This is a genomic window from Bradyrhizobium sp., from assembly GCF_030697065.1.
Taxonomy (GTDB): domain Bacteria; phylum Pseudomonadota; class Alphaproteobacteria; order Rhizobiales; family Xanthobacteraceae; genus Bradyrhizobium.
Window position 1 is genome coordinate 42,213 of record NZ_JAUYQU010000205.1, and the last position, 15,703, is coordinate 57,915.

A 15,703-nucleotide genomic window follows, 5' to 3' on the forward strand; every position below is an offset into this window, starting at 1 on the left:
AGCTGCTACCCCAAACTCAGCTTAAACCGTGCTTCTCTCGCAGCACCATTCTTGTGCTCAACTACCACACGAATCTGCCAGACTTTCGCTCCCTGCAGGGCTGCCGCTGGGATATCCCCAAGTACGCCGTCCGGCCCCGCGTTCTTCCGTGCAGCGCTCACGCGCTTCCAACTGGTGGGCGTTTCGCCTTGACCGACTTCGATCCGCGCCGCCTTCAGCGAGTTTGCATCGGCCGCGCCGCGCACCCGCACAGCCTGCGCCTTGCCGGTCTGCACAACTTCGACGCGGTTGATGCCGGCAAACAGGAAATAGTCCTTCGGGGCCTTGAGCGCGGCCACCGCATCGATGATCCCGTAGCCAGTGAACTGATCGACGCCGGGAAGTCCGACATCGCGTGCAGTGCTCTTGATGATGTTCAATACCTGTCTATTGGTAAGGCTGGGATTGTTTGCAATCATCAGCGAAGCCAGACCGCTCACCATCGGGGCCGAAAACGATGTTCCACTCGCGCGGTAATAGCGGTTGTCCGTGCCGACATAAGCCTCGCCCGCCGTGTACTTCACATCTTGAATCCCAAGCATCGTGTCGGTGCGCCGTGCGCGCAGACTCAATACATCAATCCCCGGCGCAGCTACGGAAACCTTGCCCCAGTTGGAAAACACCACTCTATGATCGTCGAAGCCCGTTGCGGCGACCGTAAGAACCTTATCCGAACCGGCCAGCCCGAATTTGCTGACGTCCGAGCCTTCATTGCCAGCGGCGACAACGATGACAACTCCCTTTGAATAGGCGTAGTCGATAGCGACTTGTTCGACCTTGCTGATGTGCTTGCCGCCCACGCTGAGATTGATGACCCGAGCGCCATTGTCGGCCGCATAGGCGATTGCTCGCGCCACGTAGGATGCGCGGGTGTGGCCAAAATTGTTGAGTGCTTTGAGAATCATCAAACGAGCAAACGGATTAATGCCGGCGACGCCGGACTTGTCGTTCCAGTCGCCGGCGATAATGCCCGAGATCAAGGTCCCGTGGCCGTCATGGTCCCACGGCTTTGCTTCGCCTTTGAGGAAATCCCATCCGATGACGTCATCGACAAGGCCGTTCTTGTCGTCGTCGATTCCGTTATCCGGGATTTCCCTGGGGTTACGCCAAATCTTGTCCCAATCGATGCTTTTGTGGTTCCAGTCCAGGCCCGTGTCGATCACCGCAACGATGACCGGCTCGGCATCGCGCTTGACCAGCCGCCACGCCGATTGCGCCGAGGCGTCGAAGCCTATGCGTTGCAGCGCCCATTGGTCTGGATAGGCCTGGCCCCACGATCCCGTGTTGACAAAGTAATGATTGTCGGGCGGCGCCAGCATCGGTGTTTGCGCGTTTGCGGGAAGCAATGCGCCGAGCAAGACTCCAAAAACAACGCAAACAGAATGTCCGATCATGGCTGCACGCTCGTCACGCGCGCACCCGTGACGACCATGACCTTTCCATGCGGCAACTCGGCCGGGTATGCACCGCTGGAATCCGGCTCGGCATCAAGACGCAATCGCGGATCCTCGTCGCTGCAGTGGTTAAGTCTCTTTTCTCGGCAAAAATTGATCGCGAACAGCGGGCCATAGATTTGGCTATAGGAAGTCATTGCCAAGGCTACGGCGGCGGCCGTTCCCACAACATCGACCTGGATGAAGCTCTGCGGGCCAATACTGAATGCCGTCTCTGTGACCTGCGCGCCCGCCGGAGTTTCAACAGGTTTCACCTTGGCCCCGGCGGGCCTTTCAATCACGCCGCTACCGGAACTGGATGGGGCGACAAAGGCCTGATACTTCCGCGGGCCGTTGACCGGGATGCCGAGCGATGCGGCCTCCGCGGGACTAAGTGGCACCGTGCATTCCTTCTCCTTGCCCAATGCGCACTTCACCGGCTTCTTGTCGAAGTCCTTGTCCAGCGAGGTCTTGACCGATTTGTCGGCCCCCGGCTGCGACGGCTCGGCTGACATCAGCATCACCAGCGCGCTCGACTGCTCCTCGCCTTCCAGCCCAGCCTGAATAGCAGTCGGTGTCGCCTTGAAGGATATCGTGATGGTATCTCCGGACTCGTAGTTTACTGGCTGTTTCTCCACTGCCTTGTCTTCTGCCTTGTTGTCTGCCTTGTCTTCCTGCGCGGATTTGTCGGACGGCGACACGCTCTTGTCGCCACCGGGCGTCGATACTTTCGGCGGAGTCGAAGCTGGAGGTTGGGATGCTGGCGGTGGTTCCCCGACGCCAATCCTGATTGTGGTCTGGTTGGCAAAGCCCGGACAACACTCGTTGGCAATATGAACGGTGCCCTCGATTTTACCGTTGAGGATTATGGTTTTGCTGGGGGCCACACTTGGACGTCCCGCAGAATCATCAAAGTGAACGTCAATGTGAGTCTCATTCTTCACCGGGTCATAGTGCATCTTGACGTTTTCACCGTACAGTGGAACGCCTTCGATGATGATCTTCTCAAACGGCTCGTAGTCGGTGATGCGATCGCCATCGCTCAGCGTCACCGAGGGACCTGTCGCAGTCGGGAAGTCAGGATTGACTCCAAATCGAAATTCATCGTCTCCCGCTCCACCGGTCAGATGATCGATGCCCGGAGTTCCGCCCAAACTATTGTTGTCGTCATCGTAGGGCGGCGTATGAGGAGCGCTCGCCAGCTTTTCCGGAGCAGCAGGCGCCGGCGGCCCATCAGGAGGCGCCGGGCCGGTATTTGCCGGTGGATCGTCTGGCGTCGACGGCGCGTTGTTGATTGGCAACAGCGGGTATCCCAATTCGTTGACCGGGAAAAGAACGGTGAACGCGGGAGTGGCCGTGGAAAATTCACAATCCGCTTGACTGTCGATCGAGACGTTGGAGCCGACGAGCCCCTGAACGAAGTTGTAATTGCCGTCCCCCTGGAAGGTCCGTGGCTGCAGCGTGGGTTGTTCGGGAAGTGGCACAAGCGTCGCTTGGCCCGTTCCGGATGCCATGCCGGGACATTTGGGTCCGCGCACAAATTGCCAGTCGGAAACCTCTTGAACGTAGCGTACCCAAGTGTGCTTAAAGTTAGAGGTAGGGCCGACGGGCGCTGACAGCCGTTGCGCGTTCGTTACCCACTGCGCCATCGCCAGGAGGGCCGCTCTCCAAAAATTGAAATTGGCTTCATCGCAGCGCGCCAAAGCGTCCGCGGTCTGCTTGCTGAACCTGTCGATAATGTCTTCGGGCCATTCGGGCGGCGCCGGCTTGAGCACCAGTCCGGTGTCGGACGGGCGAACCGGCGTCGTCGCTCTCGCCGTCGATTGTGCAAGAGGGAGCACCAGTATCAGCGCTACCGCACAGCCTATTGCCAAGGCCACCTTCAAAATGCCCAGACGCATCGTCATCCCCAACATTGAGGCGGACCGGGCATGCGCCCTCCAATAATTGTGGCACACCCGGTCACAACAATAAAGGGGCATTTGGCGTGAGGCTCCGGTCCAGCAAGCCTTCAGTCGCCGAGCCTCGAAGATCAGAACGCAACTGCACAGAGACTGGAGCCGTCATAGCAACATGAGACACAGCCCATGACCGCTTTGGTTCAATCGCGTCAGTGTGGCCCTCCACGAGTCACTTCCGGTCTACCTCCAACAACAGACATCAACAGACGGGCCCCGTTATTCCGTGCGTGCCATCCGCTACCTGTTGCGGCTTGCGGCGGTCTTCCATGCCACCAGCTATCCGGCAGAAACCCCGTGAACAAACGCGCACGAACGTGCACGATCCTGATCGGGAATCACTGATTTTGTTCGAGTTTTCCGCCAGGGTGCTGCGCTCATAACGGTCTGGTTGCAGGTTCGAGTCCTGCCGGGCCCACCACGCTTCGCCCTTCGGGCTACGCGTGGCGCGGCCGCGCGGAGACCGAAGGGCGAAGCGTGGTGTCCGGCGGAGCTGAGCGAAGCGAAAGCGCAGACGGACTGCTGCCCGCTTCCGACCAAAATATCGAAAACAACCCCATGCACAGATACGCGGGCAGCCGGCATCAATGGCTTGCGCGAAGAAAACTTTGACACGTCGGGCAAATCACCGGCACTTTTGCAGCATCGCACCACTTTCAGGCGCTCGCGCTCCCGCCCGACGAGCTGTTCGGCGCGATTGCAGGCTACCCCCTGTTGCCATTCCATCGGACGGGCGAAACGACGGAATTTGTGGTGGGCAGTTGCGCCGATCGATACAGTCGAGCACCAAGCGGAGGCCGCAACGTCCCATGCCGATTGATCCCGTCGAACTCTCGCGCGAACTCATTGCGTTCAATACCATCAACCCGCCCGGCAATGAGCTCAGTTGCATCCGGCACATTGAAAAGCTGCTTGCCGGCGCCGGGCTGCAGACGTCGCTGCAGGAGTTCGCTCCGGAACGCGCCAATTTGATCGCAAGGACAAGAGGTTCTGGCAGCAAATCCCCGCTGTGCTTTACCGGGCATGTCGATACGGTCCCGCTCGGAAACGCTTCCTGGAGCGTCGATCCGTTTGCGGGCGAGATCATCGACGGCAAGATGTACGGCCGTGGCTCGACCGACATGAAATGCGGCGTCGCCGCTTTCGTAGCGGCCATCGGCAACATGGCCGGGCAACTGGAAGAGACCAGCGGCGCCGTTCTCGTCATAACTGCGGGGGAGGAAATCGGCTGCGAGGGCGCTTTTCATCTCGCACGGGCCGGCGTTCTCGGACCCGCCGGCGCGATCGTCGTGGCCGAACCGACCTCGAATGCGGCACTGGTCGGACACAAGGGCGCTCTCTGGCTTCGGCTGACGCTCAAAGGCGTCACCGCGCATGGGTCAATGCCGCATCTGGGCGTCAATGCAGCCTACAAGGCCGCGCGCGTCCTCACGGCCTTGGAGAATTTTCAGTTCAACGTGGCGCCGCATCGCTATCTGGGATTGCCGACCCTCAACGTTGGCACCGTTCGCGCCGGCCTTAACGTGAACTCGGTGCCCGATCTCGCTGAAATCGGTATCGATATCCGCAGCATTCCGGGACTGGATCATTCCCGCATTCAGGAGCATTTGAAGGCCGAGCTGGGAGACGAGATCCTGCTGGAGCCGATTGTCGATGTCGGCGCGGTCTGGACGGACCCGTCCTCGCCGTGGATCCAGCAGGTCTACGACATCGTCCGCGACGTCACGGGTGAAGACGCCGGCCCCGAACCCCGGACAGCGCCCTACTTCACCGATGCGTCCGCCCTGACGCCTGCCTTCGGCAATCCTCCGACCATCATCCTGGGCCCGGGCGAAGCGGCGAAGGCACATCAGACCGATGAGTATTGTTCCGTTCAACGCATTCGCGAAGCCTCCGACATCTACGCGAGACTTGCCGCGGGATGGTGCACACGGTCCGGTTAGGCTTCGGCGGCGCCGATGGACCCTGCCAAATATCACGGCCATTGAGGTTGCAGGTGCAGGACGGCGGCAACGCCATCGTCGGCACATGCAGCGTGCCAGCGTGATGGTTTCGGACGCGGACGCCCAGCGGCGGAAGGCACAGACTTGAGCAATCACGCACCCGATGTCCATCCGATGATGGCGAGCCGCCGTTGCGGCGCCAAAACCCGCACTGGCGCGTCGTGCCGCGCGCCGGCGTTGCGCGGCAAGCGGCGCTGCCGCATGCACGGCGGGGCGCCGGGATCGGGCGCACCGAGGGGAAACCGGAACGCATTCCGGCACGGACTGTTCACGGGGAAAGCGATCGCGGAGCGCAAGCAGATCGGGGCGTTGCTGGGGGAAGTGCGGAAGTTGCTCCAGGAGATGAAGTGAGACGCGAAGCGGCGCGGCGACGCCGGCAATTCGGCGGTCTCGTTACCGCCGAAAACCCGAGAAATGCCGCCGAGAAGTGCAGAGGCAAGATGGGGGAGCGCAGCGATACCCATCGCGTGGCGCAAACGTCGTTGCGTTGCAAGAGATGATGGGTTTCGCAGGGCCCGCTTCCAGCAAGCGCCTTGGCTGATGTGCGCCGGCGGCTGCACCCGGAATGGGCAATTCCCACCGGCTACGGCGGCTGGCGGCGGTTCGACCTTCGCACCCGCGCCCCTGTAGGCTGGCCATACCCCTGTCCGGTCCCATACGCCGCGCCCGGTTTCATCGTGGCTTGTGGCCAGACCATCTTTAGTTCTAACCTGACGAAGAGACCAATTTCGGCACGGCACCATCCTGTCCGCGGCAATCGGGGCGAAGCATCCGAACGCGGCCAGGCAACGGCAATGAAACACAGGGGAGGATCACATGAAACGCAGGACGCTTCTCGGCGGCGCGGTCGCCGTCGCTTTGTTGGGGCTGGATTCAGCCGCACTCGCACAACAGGCGCCGATCAAGATCGGCATGAGCATGGCGCAGACCGGCGGCCTTGCCGGCGGCGGCAAGGCCTCGCTGCTCGGCATCGAGGTCTGGCGGGACGACGTCAACGCCAAGGGCGGCCTGCTCGGCCGCAAGGTCGAACTGGTCGTCTATGACGACAAATCGAGCGCTTCGGAGACGCCGGCGATCTATTCGAAGCTGCTGGATGTCGACAAGGTCGATATCCTTTTTGCACCCTACGCGACCGTGCCGACGGCGCCGCTGATGCCGCTGGTCAAGCAGCGCGGCATGCTGCTGATCGGCAATTTCTCGTTCCAGGTGAACAGCAAGGTCGGCCACGACATGTGGTTCAACAACGCGCCGTGGGGACCGGCCGACAGCTGGGCGTCTTCCTTCCTCGATCTCGGCCAGAAGGCCGGCGGCAAGAGCATCGCGCTGCTCGCCGCGGACCAGGAATTCGCCCAGAACCTGGCCAAGACCGCCCGGGAAGTCGCGACCAAGCTCGGCATGCAGGTCGTGTTCGACCAGGCCTATCCGCCGAGCACGGTGGAATTCTCCGGCATCCTGCGCGCGCTCAAGGCCGCCAAGCCCGACATCGTCTATGTCGCGTCCTATCCGCCGGATTCGGCCGGCATCCTGCGCGCCGTGAACGAGATCGGGATCGGCGACAACGTCAAGCTGTTCGGCGGCGGCATGGTGGGCCTACAGTTCGGCACGGTGATGGAGAACCTCGGCTCGCTGCTGAACGGCGTCGTCAACTACAATACCTGGCTGCCCGAACCGCAGATGTACAATGACGGCACCAAGGCGTTCTTCGAGACCTATACCAAGCGCGCCGTCGAAGCCAAGGTGGATCCGCTCGGCTACTATCTGGCGCCCTATGGCTATGCCAGCGGCCAGATGATCGAGCAGGCCATCAAGGCGGTGGGATCGCTCGACCAGAAGGCGCTGGCAAAATACCTGCGCGAAAACACCCACAAGACCATCGTGGGATCGATCACCTTCGCGGCGGACGGCGAGTGGAAGGAAAGCGGGGTCGTGCAGGCCCAGTTCCGCGGCGTCAAGGACAAAAACATCGAGCAGTTCCGCAGCCCGGGCAAGCAGGTGATCCTGTTCCCGGCGAAACTGAAATCGGGCGATCTGATCACGCCCTTCGAGGCCGCGCGCAAGTAGCACTCGCGGCCGACCGCGGTGCGCCGATCGGGGATCGGCGCACCGGCGCCTTCGGCAACCGGACGGGATGGACGGCGTGACCGGAAAACGGCGGCCGAAGCGCGGGTCAGGGGGGACCTTACGTGTTTTCATTTGAACTGCTGCGCGATGCGGTGCTGATCGGGGTGCTGCTCGGCTGCTTCTATGCGGCGGTCAGCCTCGGGCTGTCGATCGCGTTCGGCCTGCTCGACGTTCCCCACGTCGCGCACCCGGCCTTCCTGGTGCTGGCGGCCTATGTCGTGTACTTCCTCAACGAGCATTACGGGGTCGATCCGCTGCTGGCGGGACTGCTGATCACGCCGCTGTTCTTCCTGTTCGGCCTCGTCGCCTACCGGCTGTATTACGAAACCTTCGAGAAGCGCGGCAGCGACGCCGGCGTGCGCGGCATCGCGTTCTTCTTCGGCATCGCCTTCATCATCGAAGTCCTGATCATCCTGCAGTTCGGCGTCGACCAGCGCTCGGTCACCGCCGACTATGTCGGCAAGGCCTGGCGGATCGGCGAGATGCGGATTCCGTTCCGGCTGGTGGTCGCGTTCGTGGTCGCGGTGGCGCTGACGGTGCTGCTGACGCTGTATCTGTCGCGCACCTTCATGGGACGCGCGATCCGTGCGGTGGCGCAGGACCAGGAGGCGCTGCGGCTGATGGGCGCCAATCCGATCCGGATCAAGCAATGGGCGTTCGGCATCGCCACCGCCGTGCTCGGCATCGCCGGCGCCCTGCTCATTATCGTGGCCCCGGTCGAGCCGACGCTCGACCGGGCCTATATCGGGCGGACCTTCTGCGTCGTCGTGATGGCCGGGCTCGGCAGCATGTCGGGTACGCTGGTCGCCGCCATCATCCTCGGCGTCGCCGAAACCATCGTGCTCACCCTGTTCGGCGCCTCCTGGGCCCCGGCGATTTCCTTTGCGATGCTGCTCGGCGTGCTCGCCGTCCGGCCGCAGGGCCTGTTCGGCAGGCGATCATGAAGCGCACCGGCATCTATTTCTGGACCGGCGCGGCGCTGTTTCTCGGCGCCGCCCTGCTGATGACGCAGGTGATCGGCAACCAATACCCGTTCTTTGCCGGCTATGTGATCCTGCAGTTCATCGTGCTCGCGGTCGCCTGGAGCATCCTCGGCGGCTACGCCGGCTATGTGAATTTCGGCACCGCCGCGTTCTTCGGCATCGGCGTCTACACCTCCGTCTTCCTATTCAAGGCGACCGGCGCGCCGCTGCCGGTGCAGATCGCGGCAGCCGCCGCCATCGGTGCGCTGATGGGATTTGCGCTCGGCCTGCTGACCCTGCGGATGCAGGGCATCTTCTTCTCGATCGCGACCATCGCGGCGACGATCATCATCGAGACCGCGATCACCAACTGGCGCTATGTCGGCGGCGCGGCCGGCATCCAGTTGCAGCGGCCGGCGGTGACGGCGCCGTTCGACAACTACGTCGAGATGCTGTTCTTCGTCCAGGCGATGCTGGTGGTGCTGGCGGTGGCGATCTCGCGCTACATCCAGAGATCATGGATGGGCCGCGGCCTGCAGGCGCTGAAGGACGACGAACTCGCCGCGGAATGCACCGGGGTGCCGACGCTGCGGTTGAAGCTGATGGCGTGCGTCATTTCCGGCGCCCTGATGTGCGCGGCCGGCGCTCCCGGTGCGATGTACCTGCAATATGCCGACCCCTCCTCTGCGTTCAACCTCAATTATTCCGTCTCGACCCTTGCGATGTCGCTGATCGGCGGCACCGCGCATTGGGCGGGTCCGGTGATCGGCGCGATCGTGCTGGGCACCACGCAGCAATTGCTCACCGTCACCATCTCGTCGGAGGTCAACGTGCTGGTGCTCGGCGTCATGCTGGTGCTGTTCGTGGTGGCGGCGCCGGAGGGCATCATCGGCCTGGTCCGCAAGGTTCGCCGCAAACGCAACGAGGGCGAAGGATGATGGAAGCCGAGCCCCAGGCAATCCAGGCCCCCTTGCTGCGGATATCGGCGCTGACAAAGCGTTTCGGCGGCTTCACAGCGCTCGACAATGTCAGCGTCGACATCCGACCGGGAGAGCGATTTGGGCTGATCGGCCCGAACGGCTCGGGCAAGACCACGCTGATCAACTGCATTTCCGGCGCGTTCCGCACCGAGCCCGGCACCGTGACGTTCCGCGACGAGGACATCACGCGGCTGCAGCCGCACATGCGCACGCGCCGCGGCATCGCCCGCAGCTTCCAGATCCCGCGCCCGTTCCGGAGCATGACGGTCGCGGAGAACCTGATGGTCGGGCTCGACTTCGCGGCGGACACCAGCGTCATCGTCTCGGAGGCGCAACGGCGCGAGGCCATGATGTCGATCCTGACGCGGATGGGCCTCGCCTCGAAGGCGAACGTATCCGCCAACCAGCTCAGCCAGGTGGAATTGCGCAAGATGGAGCTGGCGCGCGCGATGGCGACGCACCCGAAACTGCTGATTTCCGACGAGGCGATGGCCGGGCTTTCCAGCTCGGAAGTCGACGAGGTACTCGACCTGCTGATGAGTCTGGCGGGGCAGGACATCACCATCATCATGATCGAGCACATCATGCAGGCAGTGATGCGGTTTTCCGACCGCGTGATGTGTCTCGAGGCCGGCAGGATCATCGCGATCGGCACGCCGGACGAAGTCATGGCCAACCAGCGCGTGCAGGAGGCCTATCTTGGCACTTAGCCTCGCCATCAGCGACCTCGATGCGGGCTACGGCGCCGTCAAGGCGCTGCGCGGCGTCAGCCTGCACGTCGAGGCCGGCGAGACTGTCGCCCTGCTCGGCACCAACGGCAACGGCAAGAGCACGCTGATGAAATGCGTCGCCGGCCTGGTGCGGCCGGAGCGCGGCAGCATGATCCTCACCATCGACGGCACCGCGCACGATCTGAGCCGGCTGTCGGCCGAAGCCATCGTCGATCTCGGCGTCGCGATGGTGCCGGAGGGACGACGGCTGTTTCCGAAGCTGACCGTGCTGGAAAACCTGATGCTCGGCGCCTTCCGCAAGGCCGCCCGGCAGAACATCGATCGCAATCTGGCGCTCGCCTTCGAAACCTTTCCGGCGCTCAGGGACCTGCAGAAACAACTGGCCGGCACCATGTCGGGCGGGCAGCAGCAAATGCTGGCGATCGCACGCGCGCTGATGTCGTCGCCGCGCTTCCTGCTGATCGACGAGCCCTCGGTCGGCCTGTCGCCGCTGCTGGTCTCGCAGACCATCGCCAAGATCGGCGAACTCAACCGGAATCTCGGCCTCACCGTGCTGATGGCGGAGCAGAACTTCAACCAGGCGATCCGGATCGCCGACCGCGGCTACATCATCGTCCATGGCGAGATCGTGGTCGCGGCCGATTCGGTCGACGAATTGCGCGGCAACGACATCGTCAAGCGGCTCTATCTCGGCGGCGCCGCCTGAGGGCGGGCGGCTGAGGCCGTAGCCGGAATCATGTCCTGTTCGTCATTCCGGGGCGCGAAGCGAACCCGGAATCTCGAGATTCCGGGTCTGGTCCTTCGGACCATCCCGGAATGACGGGCCTTAACCGATCTCGCACGGCAGCTACCGCAATTTCGAAAGGATCTATTCCCCCTTGAGGCCCGCGGCGCGGATGACCTCGGTCCATTTGCGGGTTTCGTCGTCGACGAATTTGCCGAACTCGGCGGCGGTGCCGCCACGTGCTTCCAGTCCCTGGACCAGCAGCTTCTGTTTCACCTCGGGATCGGCAAGGATGCGCACGACTTCATCCTGCAGCCGGTTGACGATCGTGCCCGGCGTGGCGGCGGGCGCCAGAAAACCGTACCAGCCGGCGGCAACCACGTTCTGCAGCCCCTGCTCGCGCAGGGTGAGCGCCTCGGGATAGATCGGGCTGCGGGCGGCCGATGCCACGCCCAGCACGCGCAACTTGCCGGTCTGGATGTGCGGCAGGGCCGTGCTGATCGCGGTCAGCGTGGCGTCGATGCGGCCTGCCAGCAGTTCGGTGTAGGCCATGTTGTCGCCCCGGAACGGGACGTTGAGGCCCTTGACGCCGGCGTCGCGAAACAGCAGTTCGGCGGCCAGATGCGGTTGCGAACCCGCGCCCGGCGAACCGAAGGTCAGGCCGTCGGGCTGTGCCTTGCCATGGGCGATCAGTTCCTTCAGCGTCTTGAACGGCGCGTCCGCATTGACGATCAGGAAGATCGGCGCGGAAACGGCCATCGCCACCGGCTGCAGATCCTTGCGCTCGTAATTCAGTTTGCCGTAGAGGGCTTCGGCCGTCGCATAGGGGGCGGCCACGTAAAGAAACGTGTAGCCGTCCGGCGCCGCGCGGGCGACGGATTCATTGGCGATGCGGGTGCCGGCGCCCGCCTTGTTCTCGACGATGAACTTCTGTCCCAGCCGACGTTCCAGCTGGTCTGCGAGAATCCGCAACGAGATGTCGTTGGCCCCGCCGGCCCCGTAGGGCGAAATCAAGCGCACCACGCGGGAAGGCCAATCGCTCTGGGCGTGCGCCCGGAAACCGGAGCCGGCGGCGAGACCGGCGGCGATGGTGCCCAGCACCGTACGGCGTGTGACGTTCATGAATCCCTCCCCTGAAAACCGGCGAGCCGCCGCAAGCCGCGGCCGCCGCCCGGCACGACCGCTGCGCTACATCAAGCCGCGATAGCACGGCTGGCTCGGGAACTGCGTCGCGTAACCAGCATGGCAACGATAGGTAGGCGGGCTCTATAGGACAATGTGTATTTTCTGACCAATTTATAGGTTATGTTTATGAATAAGGATGGATGCGCGGGAGCACGGCATGACGATGGATGTGACGCTGCGGCAGTTGCGCGCCTATGTCGCCGTGCTGGAGGCCGCCAGTTTTTCGGAAGCCGCCAAGGCGATGCACCTGTCGCAGGCAGCCCTCAGCGGGCTGATCAAGGAGCTCGAGAACCGGATGGGCGTGCGCCTGTTCGACCGCACCACCCGCAGCGTTTCCCGCACGGTGGTCGGCGAGGCGTTCGAGCCGATGGTGCGGCGCGTGCTCGCCAATCTCGACGAGGCGCTGGAGAGCGTGACCAGCCTGAAGGAGCTGCGCCGCGGGCTGGTGCGGGTGGCGGCGCCGGAGACGCTCTCCTGCACGCTGCTGCCGGAACTGATCGCCAAATACAGCAGCCGCCATCCCGGCGTCGATGTGCGGTTCGACGACGTGCCGATCCAGCAGGTACTGGCCGGCCTGCAGAACGGTTCGACCGACATCGGCTTCGGGCCGGCGGGCGTGATGGCGGACGAGTCGGTGGAAGCCCATCTGATTTGCGCCGACCCGATCTGGGTGGCGTTGCGACCGGACGACCCGCTGACGAAGGGCCCGTCGGTCAGCTGGAAGGACCTGCGCCAGCGGCCGCTGATCAACTACATGCCCAATATCGCCATCAATGTGCTGAGCCACGTGCCGCCGCGGCATCATCCGAAGGAAATGGTGCCGGTGCACCGGGTCAACACCGCGCTGTCGATGCTGCGGGTGAGAGAAGGCGCGGTGATCTGTCCGTCGATGGCGGCCGCGCTGGTGGCCGGCTTCGGGCTGACATTCCTGCCGCTGAAGCAGCCTACCGTCAAATGGAGCATCGCGCTGTTCGCCCGTCGCCGCGCCTCGCTCTCGCCCGCGGTGGAGAGCTTCCTGAACTTCACGCTGGATTTTGCGCCGAACTGGACGGCGGGCGGATTGGACGGGCGCACTGTCTAAAGTCGCTTTCTTTCAAGTAGATATTTCGACACCATGGGGCCGGCAAATCACTGTCATCGATCTGTCATCGAATGCGCCAACAGCTTGTTCCAGCATACATTTAGAGGACCGTGATGGACTACTTCCGGCGCTTCACATTTCTGTTCGCAGCACCCGTCTTCGATACCGACGACCTCGAGGGGCTGCGTTTCAACCAGATCATCGCGGAGATCGAGCGCTCCGGCTTCGAAGTCGTGAGGGCACGCCGGCTGGAGGATGCCGAGATCGCGGTGCAGACCGATGCAGCCATCGGCTGCATGGTGGTCGACTGGGGCAAGAAGGGCCTGGAAGGCAAGACCGCGGCCCTGATCAATCTGATGCGTCGACGTGGCCTCGACTTCCCGATCATCCTGCTGATCCGCCGCAAAAGGTTCGAGGACCTGCCGGTCGAGGTCCTCGACTTCATCGACGGCTACGTCTTCCTGTCGGAAGAGACGCCGCCGTTCATTGCCAAGAACCTGATCAGCCGCCTGAAGCAGTATGCCGAGACCCTGAAGACTCCGTTTTTCGGCGCGCTGGTCGACTATGCCGAAGAGGGCAACCAGTTGTGGACCTGCCCGGGCCATAATGGCGGCGTGTTCTATAGCCGCAGCCCGATCGGCCGTGTGTTCGTGGAGCACCTCGGCGAAGCCATTTTCCGCGACGACCTCGACAATTCGGTTCTCGACCTCGGCGACCTCTTGACCCACGAAGGCCCGGCGCTGCAGGCGCAAAAGGAAGCGGCGAAAATCTTCGGCGCGGAAAAAACCTATTTTGTGCTCAACGGCACCTCGACGTCCAACAAGGTGGTGCTGGGGGCACTCGTCACCGATGGTGACCTCGTGTTGTTCGACCGAAACAATCACAAGGCGGCCCATCATGGCGCCCTGATGATGGCCGGCGGGCTTCCGGTCTATATTCCGACGGTACGCAATGCCTGGGGTCTGATCGGCCCGATGCGCTGGGACGCTCTCGACGAAACCGTCTTGCGCGAGCAGATCCGCAACCATCCGCTGGTCACGGACCCCGAAACCTGGCGCAAGCCGCGCCCGTTCCGCGTCGCCGTCGTCGAACAGTGCACCTATGACGGCACCATTCACAATGCCGAGATGATCCTCAAGGCAATCGGCCATCTCTGCGATTATATCCTGTTCGACGAAGCCTGGGCCGGCTTCATGAAGTTCCATCCGCTCTATGCCGGACGTTTCGCCATGGGGCTGTCGGATCTCGGTCCCGACGCGCCCGGCATCATCGCGACACAGTCGACCCACAAGCAGCTGGCGAGCTTCTCGCAGGCCTCGCAAATCCACATCAAGGACCGCCACATCAAGGGGCAGAAACGCCGGATCGAACATCGGCGCTTCAACGAGAGCTTCATGCAGCACGCGTCGACCTCGCCGTTCTATCCGCTGTTTGCCTCGCTGGATGTCGGCGCCCAGATGATGAAAGGCCGCTCCGGCGAAGTGCTGTGGGACGACACGATCCGCCTCGGAATCGAACTGCGCAAGAAGTTGCGCGCGGTCCGGCGCGAATTCGAGGACAAGGAGACGCGTCCGGAACGCCGCTGGTTCTTCGAGCCGTTCGTGCCGGACCGCGTGGCGATCCCGGACGTGTCCCGCGAGGGCGCCGTGCACAACGTCGCCTGGGAGAGCATCAGCACCGACCTTCTCGCCACCAACCCTTCCTATTGGCAACTCGCGCCGGACTCCCTCTGGCACGGCTTTCCGGGTCTGACAGCGGGCTTCGCCATGACCGATCCCAACAAGCTGACGGTCCTGACGCCCGGATTCGACCCTGCGACGGGCGCCTATGCCGAACACGGCATCCCCGCTCCCGTCGTGGCGCAGTATCTGCGCGAAAACCGCATCGTGGCGGAAAAGAACGACCTGAACTCGCTGTTGTTTCTGCTCACCCCCGGCGTCGAGGCCAGCAAGGCCGGCACCCTGATCAGCGGCCTCGTAGCTTTCAAGAAGCTGCACGATGACAATGCGCCGCTGGAAGAGGTCATTCCCGAGTTCCATAACCGCCGGTCGGCGCGCTATGCCGGCGTGCGGCTGCGCGATCTTTGCGCCGACATGCATCGTTTTTTCCGCAACGCCGGCGTGAGCATGCTGCAGGCGAAGCAATTCCTTGCAGAACATCTACCCGATATCGCGATGTCGCCGCGCGATGCGGCGCGCTATCTGGTCCGCAACGACGTCGACTATCAACCGATCGACGCGATCGCCGGCCGCATCGCCACGACGCCGTTCGTGGTCTATCCGCCCGGCATCGCGACGATCGTGCCGGGCGAGCGGCTCACCGCGAGGGCGCAGCCCATGATCGACTATCTCAGGATGTTCGAAACCTGCTTCAACACGTTCCCCGGCTTCGATGTCGAGATTCAGGGGGTCTACAAGGAAGTCGATGCGTCCGGTCGCATCCGGTTGCACACTTATGTTGTCGCCGAATGAACCGGCCGGTGGAAC

12 protein-coding genes are annotated in these 15,703 nt (G+C 63.1%); 9 read left to right on the top strand and 3 right to left on the bottom strand.

Annotated elements, in window-relative coordinates; translation table 11 throughout:
- Positions 1–5: 5 nt before the first annotated feature.
- Both Q8R73_RS16165 and Q8R73_RS16170 read right to left on the bottom strand, forming a co-directional pair.
- Positions 6–1,433: a S8 family serine peptidase gene (locus Q8R73_RS16165; RefSeq protein ID WP_305720555.1), complete on the bottom strand. Its 1,428-nt coding sequence runs from the start codon at positions 1,431–1,433 to the stop codon at positions 6–8.
- A complete protein-coding gene (locus Q8R73_RS16170; protein ID WP_305720556.1) occupies positions 1,430–3,373 on the bottom strand; it encodes a hypothetical protein in 1,944 nt (647 codons plus the stop codon). The genes Q8R73_RS16165 and Q8R73_RS16170 overlap by 4 nt, the downstream gene beginning before the upstream one ends.
- Positions 3,374–4,017: 644 nt before the next feature.
- On the opposite strand from Q8R73_RS16170, the gene Q8R73_RS16175 reads away from it, so the two are divergent.
- The 7 genes from Q8R73_RS16175 (at position 4,018) to Q8R73_RS16205 (ending at position 10,933) form a co-directional block, all read left to right on the top strand.
- On the top strand, positions 4,018–5,373 hold the full coding sequence (locus Q8R73_RS16175) for a M20 family metallopeptidase (protein ID WP_305720557.1): 1,356 nt from the start codon (positions 4,018–4,020) through the stop codon (positions 5,371–5,373).
- Between the two features lie 177 nt (positions 5,374–5,550).
- Positions 5,551–5,784 carry an HGGxSTG domain-containing protein gene (locus Q8R73_RS16180; protein ID WP_305720579.1) on the top strand — a complete coding sequence of 78 codons (234 nt, stop codon included), beginning with the start codon at positions 5,551–5,553 and terminating at the stop codon, positions 5,782–5,784.
- Positions 5,785–6,249: 465 nt separating this feature from the next.
- A complete protein-coding gene (locus Q8R73_RS16185; RefSeq protein WP_305720558.1) occupies positions 6,250–7,494 on the top strand; it encodes an amino acid ABC transporter substrate-binding protein in 1,245 nt (414 codons plus the stop codon).
- A 122-nt stretch (positions 7,495–7,616) separates the two neighbouring features.
- On the top strand, positions 7,617–8,498 hold the full coding sequence (locus tag Q8R73_RS16190) for a branched-chain amino acid ABC transporter permease (protein ID WP_305720559.1): 882 nt from the start codon (positions 7,617–7,619) through the stop codon (positions 8,496–8,498).
- Entirely contained in the window at positions 8,495–9,454 is a 960-nt protein-coding gene (locus Q8R73_RS16195; RefSeq protein ID WP_305720560.1) for a branched-chain amino acid ABC transporter permease, read from the top strand. The genes Q8R73_RS16190 and Q8R73_RS16195 overlap by 4 nt, the downstream gene beginning before the upstream one ends.
- Positions 9,451–10,206, top strand: coding sequence for an ABC transporter ATP-binding protein (locus Q8R73_RS16200; RefSeq protein ID WP_305720561.1), 756 nt, complete (start codon positions 9,451–9,453; stop codon positions 10,204–10,206). Before Q8R73_RS16195 ends, Q8R73_RS16200 begins: the two co-directional genes overlap by 4 nt.
- On the top strand, positions 10,196–10,933 hold the full coding sequence (locus tag Q8R73_RS16205) for an ABC transporter ATP-binding protein (RefSeq protein ID WP_305720562.1): 738 nt from the start codon (positions 10,196–10,198) through the stop codon (positions 10,931–10,933). The genes Q8R73_RS16200 and Q8R73_RS16205 overlap by 11 nt, the downstream gene beginning before the upstream one ends.
- A 162-nt stretch (positions 10,934–11,095) precedes the next feature.
- Here Q8R73_RS16205 and Q8R73_RS16210 read toward each other — a convergent pair whose 3' ends face one another.
- The gene (locus Q8R73_RS16210) at positions 11,096–12,073 is read right to left on the bottom strand and encodes a tripartite tricarboxylate transporter substrate binding protein (protein ID WP_305720563.1); all 978 of its coding nucleotides are present in this window, start codon (positions 12,071–12,073) and stop codon (positions 11,096–11,098) included.
- A 220-nt stretch (positions 12,074–12,293) separates the two neighbouring features.
- Between Q8R73_RS16210 and Q8R73_RS16215 the strand changes: the two genes are divergently transcribed.
- Together Q8R73_RS16215 and Q8R73_RS16220 are read left to right on the top strand one after the other, a co-directional pair.
- A complete protein-coding gene (locus Q8R73_RS16215; RefSeq protein ID WP_305720564.1) occupies positions 12,294–13,217 on the top strand; it encodes a LysR family transcriptional regulator in 924 nt (307 codons plus the stop codon).
- 113 nt (positions 13,218–13,330) lie between these two features.
- Complete coding sequence (locus Q8R73_RS16220) at positions 13,331–15,688, top strand: Orn/Lys/Arg decarboxylase N-terminal domain-containing protein (protein ID WP_305720565.1); 2,358 nt, start codon at positions 13,331–13,333, stop codon at positions 15,686–15,688.
- The last annotated feature ends 15 nt before the right edge of the window (positions 15,689–15,703 follow it).

What these genes read in the sequence shown, in the direction of transcription:
- Q8R73_RS16165 (WP_305720555.1), bottom strand. Translation starts at nt 1,433, where the DNA reads ATGATCGGACATTCTGTTTGCGTTGTTTTTGGAGTCTTGCTCGGCGCA.
- Q8R73_RS16170 (WP_305720556.1), bottom strand. Translation starts at nt 3,373, where the DNA reads ATGCGTCTGGGCATTTTGAAGGTGGCCTTGGCAATAGGCTGTGCGGTA.
- Q8R73_RS16180 (WP_305720579.1), top strand. Translation starts at nt 5,551, where the DNA reads ATGGCGAGCCGCCGTTGCGGCGCCAAAACCCGCACTGGCGCGTCGTGC.
- Q8R73_RS16210 (WP_305720563.1), bottom strand. Translation starts at nt 12,073, where the DNA reads ATGAACGTCACACGCCGTACGGTGCTGGGCACCATCGCCGCCGGTCTC.
- Q8R73_RS16175 (WP_305720557.1), top strand. Translation starts at nt 4,018, where the DNA reads ATGGCTTGCGCGAAGAAAACTTTGACACGTCGGGCAAATCACCGGCAC.
- Q8R73_RS16215 (WP_305720564.1), top strand. Translation starts at nt 12,294, where the DNA reads ATGACGATGGATGTGACGCTGCGGCAGTTGCGCGCCTATGTCGCCGTG.
- Q8R73_RS16195 (WP_305720560.1), top strand. Translation starts at nt 8,495, where the DNA reads ATGAAGCGCACCGGCATCTATTTCTGGACCGGCGCGGCGCTGTTTCTC.
- Q8R73_RS16220 (WP_305720565.1), top strand. Translation starts at nt 13,331, where the DNA reads ATGGACTACTTCCGGCGCTTCACATTTCTGTTCGCAGCACCCGTCTTC.
- Q8R73_RS16185 (WP_305720558.1), top strand. Translation starts at nt 6,250, where the DNA reads ATGAAACGCAGGACGCTTCTCGGCGGCGCGGTCGCCGTCGCTTTGTTG.
- Q8R73_RS16200 (WP_305720561.1), top strand. Translation starts at nt 9,451, where the DNA reads ATGATGGAAGCCGAGCCCCAGGCAATCCAGGCCCCCTTGCTGCGGATA.